The organism is Aquidulcibacter paucihalophilus (genome assembly GCF_002105465.1).
In the GTDB taxonomy this organism is placed as follows: Bacteria; Pseudomonadota; Alphaproteobacteria; order Caulobacterales; family Aquidulcibacteraceae; genus Aquidulcibacter; species Aquidulcibacter paucihalophilus.
Map to the genome: position 1 here is coordinate 125,121 of NZ_NCSQ01000165.1, position 8,619 is coordinate 133,739.

Genomic DNA, 8,619 nt, shown 5'->3' on the forward strand with positions numbered 1-8,619 from the left:
TATGATCGGCTACAGCTCAGACCGCAAGAGTGTGTTTCACGTTGGCCTGCTTTCGCGCTATAGAGGGCGCATGACCCAGACATATTTTACTGGCTTTATGCCCCGATGGATTGGTCCCTGTCTCGCACTGGGCCTGATCCTTTTCGCCCCGGCTGCTTTTGCCCAAACAGCGGCGAGTTCTGCTGCACAAGCCGCACCGGCAGTCCAGTCTAGCCTCAATGCCTCGGCCGTTTATTCGGGAATTGAGGAGTGGGGGAAAATGCGTGCGGCCTTGAGTCGCCTTCAGGGCGTTTCCGTTTCGATCAGTGCGATCTCGATTGATGGGGCGTTGATCCTGTTTCGTTATGAGGGCACCCCTTCTGACCTTCAGGCCATTCTAGCGCGCGCCGGACTTGACTTAAGGCTCGATGCCGCAGGTGCGGTCGTCAAAGTCGCGACCCCGTAAGCGGTGTTGACGTGCCCGCCCAAACCCTCAATCAAGCCCATTTAGATTTTGGAACGCCAAATTATGCCGCTGAAGCCTTTGTGGTTTCGGAAGAAACCGCCTCTGCGCGTGCGGCCCTCACCCAGTGGCGGACTTGGCCCGGTGGGGTGTTTTGTCTCTATGGGGAGGCAGGGTCTGGTAAATCGCATTTGGGGGCAATTTGGGCGGAGCAGGCCTCAGCGGTTGCGCTCAAGGGCTTTGACCTAACCCTCCAATTTGCCGAATCCAAGTCGGGCCTAGGCAAAGTCATTGCCCTGATCGATGATGCCGATCAGGCAGACGAGACGGCCCTCTTTGCCCTCTTGTCCAGGCTTGAACGCGAAGGTGGGGCGGTTTTGCTTTTGGCGCGCACCCCGCCTTCGCACTGGGCCTATGGCTTGGCGGATTTGCGCTCCCGCCTCAGAGCCATTGCGACCGAATCGCTTAAAGAGCCTGAGCAGAAATTGCTGGCACAACTCATCATCCGCTACGCAGCCGCCAAAGGCTTTAAACTCGACGAGCCATCGGCCACGTATCTGGCCGCGCGCATCCCCCGCACCTTTGAAGCTGCAAAAGCTGTGACAGCCTGTCTCGAAACAGTCGCGACTTATTCACTAAAAACCCCTATGGCATTAGCGCAACGTGCGCTGCGTGCGCTCTATCCACAGGATTGGACCGATGAGGAAGCGCAAAGCGGTGACTTATTTGAGGCTTAGGCAAGGATTTCGATGACCCAACCCACAGATTCCGATCCGACACTGGGGTTTGCGCCCTCGGTTCAGGGCCTGCCGATTACGACCGATCAATTGGTGACCCGTCGGGCCCCTGTGCGCAAATCCAGTAAGCCAAAGGTGCCGATTGTGCGCGGTCCGGACCCGCAGCGCTATTTGAACCGCGAGTTGTCGTGGTTGGCCTTTAATGCGCGCGTCTTGGATGAGTCGGAAAACCATACCCATCCCATCATGGAGCGGCTGCGTTTCTTGTCGATCTGCGGCAGCAATCTCGATGAGTTTTACATGGTGCGTGTGTCGGGCCTGCGTGAGCAGGTACGCGACGGAATCAAGACGCCCAGTCAAGACGGCTTGACCCCCACCCAGCAATTGGCTCGGATTGATAAGGTTGCCAGTGCGTTGATGGAGCGGCAGCAGGCGTGCTGGCGCGCGATTCATTCGGAACTTCGCGAAGTTGGCTTTGCAGTTGTCTCGGCAGAAGAAGCCGGTGAAATCGACCGCGAAACCTTGCGCGACGATTTTTTGACCCAGCTGTTCCCGGTCTTGACGCCTTTGGCGATCGACCCGGCCCACCCATTCCCGTTCATTCCGAATTTGGGCTTTACGGTCGCGTTTCGATTGCGACGCGAACATGATGCGCGCGTCATGACGGCCCTTGTGCCAGTGCCCATGCAGGCGGCCCGCTTTATGCCTTTGCCTGCCTTGGACGGGGTACGCCGCTTTGTGGCGGTTGAAACCGCCATTCGACTGTTCGCCGATACTTTGTTCCCAGGCTATGAGGTCATTGGTTCTGGTGCCTTCCGGGTTATCCGCGACAGCGACGTGGAATTGCAAGAAGAGGCTGAAGACCTTGTCCGCCAAGCCGAAGCCGCGCTGCGCGAACGGCGCAAGGGCGATGTGGTGCGTCTCAAGATTGAAGCGAGCATGCCCAATGACTTGCAAGCCTTCATCATCGAACAATTGCGCGCCGCCCCCAATGAGGTTGTTCGCGTCAATGGGATTTTGGGCATCGCACAATTGAGCCAAATCATCCCTGATGATCGGGCCGAGTTGAAGTTTAAGCCCTATGTCGCTCGCTTTCCTGAACGGATACGTGACTTTGGCGGCGATTGCTTTGCCGCCATTCGCGCCAAGGACATCTTGGTTCATCACCCGTTTGAGAGCTTTGATGTCGTCGTCCAATTTCTGCGCCAAGCCGCAAGCGACCCCAATGTTCTGGCGATCAAACAAACACTTTATCGCACCTCGACGGATTCCCCGATTGTTGCCGCCCTGATTGCGGCGGCAGAGCAGGGTAAGTCTGTGACCGCTTTGGTGGAGATTAAGGCGCGCTTTGACGAGGAAGCCAATCTCAAATGGGCACGCGACTTGGAACGGGCTGGGGTGCATGTGGTCTATGGCTTTGTGCATTTGAAGACCCACGCCAAAGTCAGCCTTGTGGTACGGCGGGAGGGAACGGCCCTTCGGACCTATGCGCATTTTGGTACTGGCAATTATCATCCGGTCACCGCTCGCGTTTACACCGATTTGTCGCTCTTTACCGCCGACCCAGCCTTTGGCCGCGATGCGGGGCGTTTGTTCAATTTTGTGACCGGCTATGCTACCCCGGCACAAATGGAGAAGCTGTCGGTTTCCCCCGTTAATATGAAGACAGTTCTCCTTGGTCTGATAGATAAGGAAATCGCAGCTGCGAAAGCGGGCAAGCCCTGTGGTGTCTGGGCCAAGATGAATTCGCTTGTGGACCCGGTCGTCATTGAAAAGCTGTATGAAGCCAGCCAAGCGGGTGTGCCGATTGATTTGATTGTTCGCGGCATTTGCTGTCTGCGCCCGGGGTTTCCCGGCATGTCGGAGAACATTCGCGTCAAGTCGATTGTTGGCCGCTTCTTGGAGCATTCCCGCATCGTCTGTTTTGCCAATGGCGCGCCATTGCCCAGCCCTTCAGCTCGGGTTTACTTCTCCTCAGCCGACTGGATGCCGCGCAACCTCGACCGGCGGGTTGAGACCTTGGTACCGATTGAAAATCCAACCGTGCACCAGCAGATTCTAGATCAAATCATGGTCGCTAACTTGGCTGATGAAGCCCAAAGTTGGTCGATGCAGTCAGATGGGACTTATCAAAGAGTGGTGCCCGTCAATGCAGCTGAGCCCTTTAATGTGCACACATGGTTTATGGAAAATCCAAGCCTGTCTGGGCGGGGTCGTGCGGCAAGCTTGACGCGGCCAAATGCCCCACGCGCCAAAGCCCGCCGCAAATCGTCGCGCAGCAGCCCTAAGGCCTGATATGCCCAATCGTTTTGTCTTTAACCCGCTACGCGACCAAGCGGTGATTGATATTGGCTCTAATTCCGTCCGTTTGGTGATCTACCGGGTGGAGGGCCGCGCCAATGCGCCGATCCTAAATGAAAAAGTGCTGGCGGGTCTGGGTCGGGGTGTGCCGGAAACGGGCAGGCTGAACCCCATTGGTGTGCGTCGGGCCCTAGAAGCCTTGCGGCGGTTCCGCCTCTTGGTGGATGCGATTGGGGTTAAGACCATTCATGCCGTGGCAACCGCTGCGGTACGTGACGCCAGTGACGGGCCAGACTTTGTCAGCCAGATCCGGGCAGAGACAGGCTTTGATGTCAAGATCATTTCAGGCCCGGAAGAAGGCCGCTTATCGGCTTTGGGGGTTTTGGCAGGTGCACCAGGTGCCGGGGGCATTGCGGGCGACTTGGGTGGCTCTAGCCTTGAATTGGTCAGCCTCAGCCCAGATGGGCCCGGTAAAGCCGAAAGCTGGCCTTTAGGGCCACTTGCTATGGGCGTTACCGATAGTTTTGATGGCGTTGAGATGCGTCAGCGCATCGACAACTTCCTGACTCAATCCGATGTTTTGTCGCAAGGCCGTGGGACCGAATTACACGCCGTGGGCGGGGCGTGGCGGGCGATCGCCAAGATTGACATGATTACCCGCAATTATCCGCTGCAAGTCTTGCACAATTACGCCATGACACGTGCTGAAGCGATGACCATTTGCGACTTTGTTGCTGGTCAAAGCAAGCGCTCTCTGGAGCGTATTGATGGGGCTACGGGTAAACGGGCCGAAACCTTGCCTTATGCCGCTACCTTGTTGCGTGCGCTTTTGGATCACGGGGCGTTTGAAAGCGTCATTATTTCATCCCACGGGCTGCGCGAAGGGATTTTGCTGGAGGAATTGAGCCCAGAGGAACGTGCGCAAGACCCTTTGGTGGCCGGGGCGATTGCCATGATCGGCTCAGACCCCCGCATGCGAGAATTTGGCGAAGCCCTATTTTGGTGGGTGATGCCGGTCTTTGAAGATTTGCCGCGCCTGTTCCCAGATCGTCGCGGCGAGATTTTGCGCGCGGCTGCCTGTATGCTCGCCGATGTTGGTGCGACGTTGCACCCCGATGATCGCGCCCGCATCGCATTTGAGATTGTCCTGCGCGCGCCCTATCCTGCTGCCTCCCATATTGAACGTGTGTTTCTCGCCCGCGTCTCAGCTCGCCGCTATGGCGCGAAACTAGATGAGATTGAGCCCAATTTGGTTAAGCGCTTATTGGATGAAGAGCGCCTGGTCCGTGCCGATGCCCTAGGTGCCGCGATCCGTTTAGGGGCAGAGCTGTCGGGCCGGTCTGCCCAGCTTCTGACCCAGACGAAATTGAGCCATCGCGATGGCAAGCTAACCCTGTCGACGCGTCCAGAATATAGGGGCCTTTTGGCCGAACAAGCCCTGAAACGGCTCGATCAACTCGGTCAGATCCTCAAGACTCCGGTTACGACTTTGGTGGACTAGCGGGAGAGGGTCAGGCCTCTTCGATTTCATCCCCGTCATCGTCCACAATCGCGTCAGCTGCCACGTCAAACACTCGGACGCGCTTGCCTTTCATGACAAGCCCAATCTCCCCGCGTTTGAGGCGTAGGGCTTTTTCGCCAAAGGCTTCGCGGCGCCACCCCTTCATAGCGGCGACATCTGCCGTGTCGCTGGCCGCAATTTCTTCCAAATCAGAGACGGTGGCGAGCAGCTTTGAGGCCACACCCAAACGCTCGGCCTCACAGCGCAACAGCACTTTCAGCAATTCTACCACAGGACCTAGACCGGGAGGAGAAGAGGGCGGGCGTTCGGTCTTTGGGGCGAATTCTGATGGGTTATCTAAGGCTTCGTTCAAAGCTTCCAACAATTGTACGCCCCCTTTTGAGCGGCCAAAGCCTTTCGGCAAAGCCCGCATCCGGTCCATCGCATCGGCGTCACGCGGGCGCTGTTCGGCAATCTCAAAAATGGCATCATCCTTCAAGATACGGCCACGCGGCACATCGCGTTCTTGCGCAAACCATTCCCGCCAAGTTGCTGCGGTAAAAAAGGCGGCCAGATAATCCTGCGCAAAGCGCTTGGGCTTCAGCCGCTTCCACGCATTGGCCGGGGTGGTGTCATAGGCGGCGGGATCGACAAAGGCCTTCATCTCTTCACTCACCCAATCGGCGCGACCCTTGCGCTCTAGCTGGGCAGCCATTTTGGGGTAAAGATCCCGCAAATGGGTCACGTCGGCCAACGCATAGGCCAATTGGTTTTCCGACAAGGGCCTGCGGCTCCAATCGGTAAAGCGGTGGGACTTATCAACCGGGCGTTTGAGCAAGGCCATCACAAGGCCGTCATAGGCAATTTGTTCGCCCAGCCCTAAAGCCATGGCCGCTGTTTGGGTGTCAAACACGGGGCAGGGCAGCTTTCCCCCCATCAAGCGATAGAAGATTTCAAGGTCCTGACGTGGCGCGTGAAAGACCTTTAGAACGCTCTCATTGGCCATGAGATCGAGGAAAGGATCTAGCGAGACACCTTCCACCAGAGGGTCGATCAAAATCTCCACATCACCAGCAGCAGCCTGAATTAAGCACAGCATCGGCCAATAGGTGGTTTCGCGGAGAAACTCTGTATCGACGGCCACAAATTCATGTTGGGCAATGGCGGCGCAGGCTTCGGCTAGTTCTTGTGTCGTTTGGATCACTTTCATGCGATCTCGTATGGAGTGGATTGAGGTAAAGTGCGAGAGCCAGACCCTTGTTGGCGGCCAAAATAATGCAGATCGGGCCCGATTGGCACTTTGTTGCAACACGTCATATGCCAAAAGGCGGCAGCTTCCTCTGCAAGGGCTCTATAGAATGGTCGAAAGCGGCGCTATATGCCCTCCTTTCTTGACCTTTTGGTCGTCACGCGGTCTATCGCGCACTCAAACACACTCATTGAATCGGCACTTACCCATGTCAGCCTATCGTACACACACTTGCGGCGCCCTTCGCGCCGAACATGTTGGCCAAACCGTCAAGATCGCCGGCTGGATCCACCGCCGTCGCGACCATGGGGGCGTTGCCTTCATCGATCTGCGTGACCATTATGGCATCACTCAGATTGTGTGTGGACCGACCAATCCAAGCTTTGAGAAATTGACCCGCCTGCGGGCCGAAAGCGTGATTGGCGTGGAAGGCGAAGTCATTGCGCGCGATCCCGCAACCGTGAACCCAGAACTTGCGACAGGTGAGATTGAATTGCGCGTCCTGAGCGTTGAAATTCATTCTGAGGTGACGAGCGAATTGCCAGTACCCGTCTTTGGAGAACCCGATTATCCAGAAGACATTCGCATGCGCTATCGCTTCATTGATCTGCGCCGCGAGACCTTGCACAACACCATCATGTTGCGCTCAAAAATGGTGAACAGCTTCCGCAAGCTCATGATGGATCAGGGCTTTACCGAATTTACGACGCCCATTCTGACGGCGTCCAGCCCGGAAGGCGCGCGGGACTTCTTGGTGCCGAGCCGCTTGAACCCTGGCAAATTCTATGCGCTGCCCCAGGCCCCTCAGCAATTCAAACAATTGATTATGGTGGCGGGCTTTGACCGCTATTTCCAGATCGCGCCCTGTTTCCGCGACGAAGACCCCCGCGCCGACCGTTCGCCGACGGACTTCTACCAGCTTGATGTTGAAATGAGCTTTGTGACGCAAGACGACGTGTTTGCGACCATGGAACCTGTGATCGCGGGTGTGTTTGAAGAGTTTGGCCAAGGCAAAAAGGTTGATCGCAATTGGGTCCAGATTTCTTACAAGGATTCTGCGCTGTGGTATGGCACAGACAAGCCAGACTTGCGTAACCCCATCAAAATGCAAGTGGTGAGCGAGCATTTCAAAGGCTCTGGCTTTGCGATTTTCGCCAATTTGCTTGAGCAATCGGGCACCGAGATCCGGGCGATCCCAGCTCCTGGCGGCGGTAGCCGCAAATTCTGTGACCGCATGAATGCCTTTGCCCAAAAAGAGGGTCTTCCCGGCATGGGTTATATCTTCTGGCGACAAGCAGAAGATGGCTCGGGCCTTGAGGCGGCAGGGCCTTTGGCCAAGAATATCGGGCCAGAACGCACAGAGGCCATCCGCCAGCAATTGGGCTTGCAATCAGGTGATGCTGCTTTCTTCTTGGGCGGCAAACCACAGGCGTTTGAACGTATTGCTGGCAAGGCGCGTATGGTGATTGGCGATGAATTGGGCCTGACCGAGAAAGACCGCTTTGCCTTTGCGTGGATTGTTGATTTCCCCATGTATGAGATTGACGAGACGACCGGCAAGATCGATTTCTCGCACAATCCGTTTTCGATGCCGCAGGGCGGGCTTGAGGCGTTGCAGGGCGATCCTTTGAGCGTCTATGCCTATCAATATGATTTGGCCTGCAATGGCTATGAACTGGTCTCAGGGGGTATCCGCAATCATAAGCCCGAGATCATGTTCAAGGCGTTTGAATTGGCAGGCTATCCAGCCTCAGAAGTCGAGGCCCGCTTTGGCGGCATGGTCAATGCGTTCCGCTATGGCGCGCCACCTCACGGGGGCTGTGCCGCGGGGATTGAGCGGATGGTGATGCTGCTGGCTGGCACCGCCAATATCCGCGACGTCATCATGTTCCCGATGAACCAGAATGCGCAAGACTTGATGATGGGCGCCCCCAGCCTACCGACCCCGCAGCAATTACGCGATCTGGGGCTGCGGGTTGTGGCGGATGATAAGAAGGCCAATAGCTAGGCCTGGACCCCGCTGGAACGAAGTGGAGAGCGGGGACCTCCTTGTGCTTGTGCGGTACAGGGTCCCGGATCGGCTGCGCCGTCCGGGATGACACCGTGAAAAAGGTCTTTATCTGGAAGGCTTTGGTGCAGGCTGTGCCTGCCCCAAAGGCCAAACTCACTTGATGGTGGGCGATTTGGTGGACCAAGGGGATCACCAAAGCGCGTCCAGATAAAAAACCTAACCAAAACCACCGTCATCCCCGCCGAAGCGAAGCGCAGAGCGGGGACCTCCTTACGCTTTTGCGCCACAAGGTCCCGGATCGGCTCACGCCGTCCGGGATGACAGCGTTAAGGGCGGTCCTCACACCAGCACCAACACCTATAGCCCCGCGTGGGAAAC

The 8,619-nt window shown here is 56.8% G+C and carries 6 protein-coding genes; 5 read left to right on the top strand and 1 reads right to left on the bottom strand.

The features are described 5' to 3' along the window. Window positions 1-70 precede the first annotated feature (70 nt). Genes B7364_RS13470 through B7364_RS13485 form a run of 4 tightly spaced genes read left to right on the top strand, consistent with a single transcriptional unit; the run spans window position 71 to window position 4,981 of the window. Window positions 71-445, top strand: coding sequence for a hypothetical protein (locus B7364_RS13470; RefSeq protein ID WP_157893705.1), 375 nt, complete (start codon window positions 71-73; stop codon window positions 443-445). Between the two features lie 11 nt (window positions 446-456). Next, on the top strand, window positions 457-1,179 hold the full coding sequence (locus B7364_RS13475) for a P-loop NTPase family protein (RefSeq protein WP_085340550.1): 723 nt from the start codon (window positions 457-459) through the stop codon (window positions 1,177-1,179). 12 nt (window positions 1,180-1,191) lie between these two features. Next, complete coding sequence (locus B7364_RS13480; protein ID WP_085340551.1) at window positions 1,192-3,474, top strand: RNA degradosome polyphosphate kinase; 2,283 nt, start codon at window positions 1,192-1,194, stop codon at window positions 3,472-3,474. Further along, window positions 3,419-4,981 carry a Ppx/GppA family phosphatase gene (locus B7364_RS13485; RefSeq protein WP_085340566.1) on the top strand — a complete coding sequence of 521 codons (1,563 nt, stop codon included), beginning with the start codon at window positions 3,419-3,421 and terminating at the stop codon, window positions 4,979-4,981. The genes B7364_RS13480 and B7364_RS13485 overlap by 56 nt, the downstream gene beginning before the upstream one ends. Before the next feature lie 10 nt (window positions 4,982-4,991). On the opposite strand, the gene rnd is transcribed toward B7364_RS13485, so the two are convergent. Next, complete coding sequence (gene rnd / locus B7364_RS13490; RefSeq protein WP_085340552.1) at window positions 4,992-6,191, bottom strand: ribonuclease D; 1,200 nt, start codon at window positions 6,189-6,191, stop codon at window positions 4,992-4,994. Window positions 6,192-6,438: 247 nt separating this feature from the next. Between rnd and aspS the strand changes: the two genes are divergently transcribed. Then, on the top strand, window positions 6,439-8,238 hold the full coding sequence (aspS, locus tag B7364_RS13495; protein WP_085340553.1) for an aspartate--tRNA ligase: 1,800 nt from the start codon (window positions 6,439-6,441) through the stop codon (window positions 8,236-8,238). Window positions 8,239-8,619 lie beyond the last annotated feature (381 nt).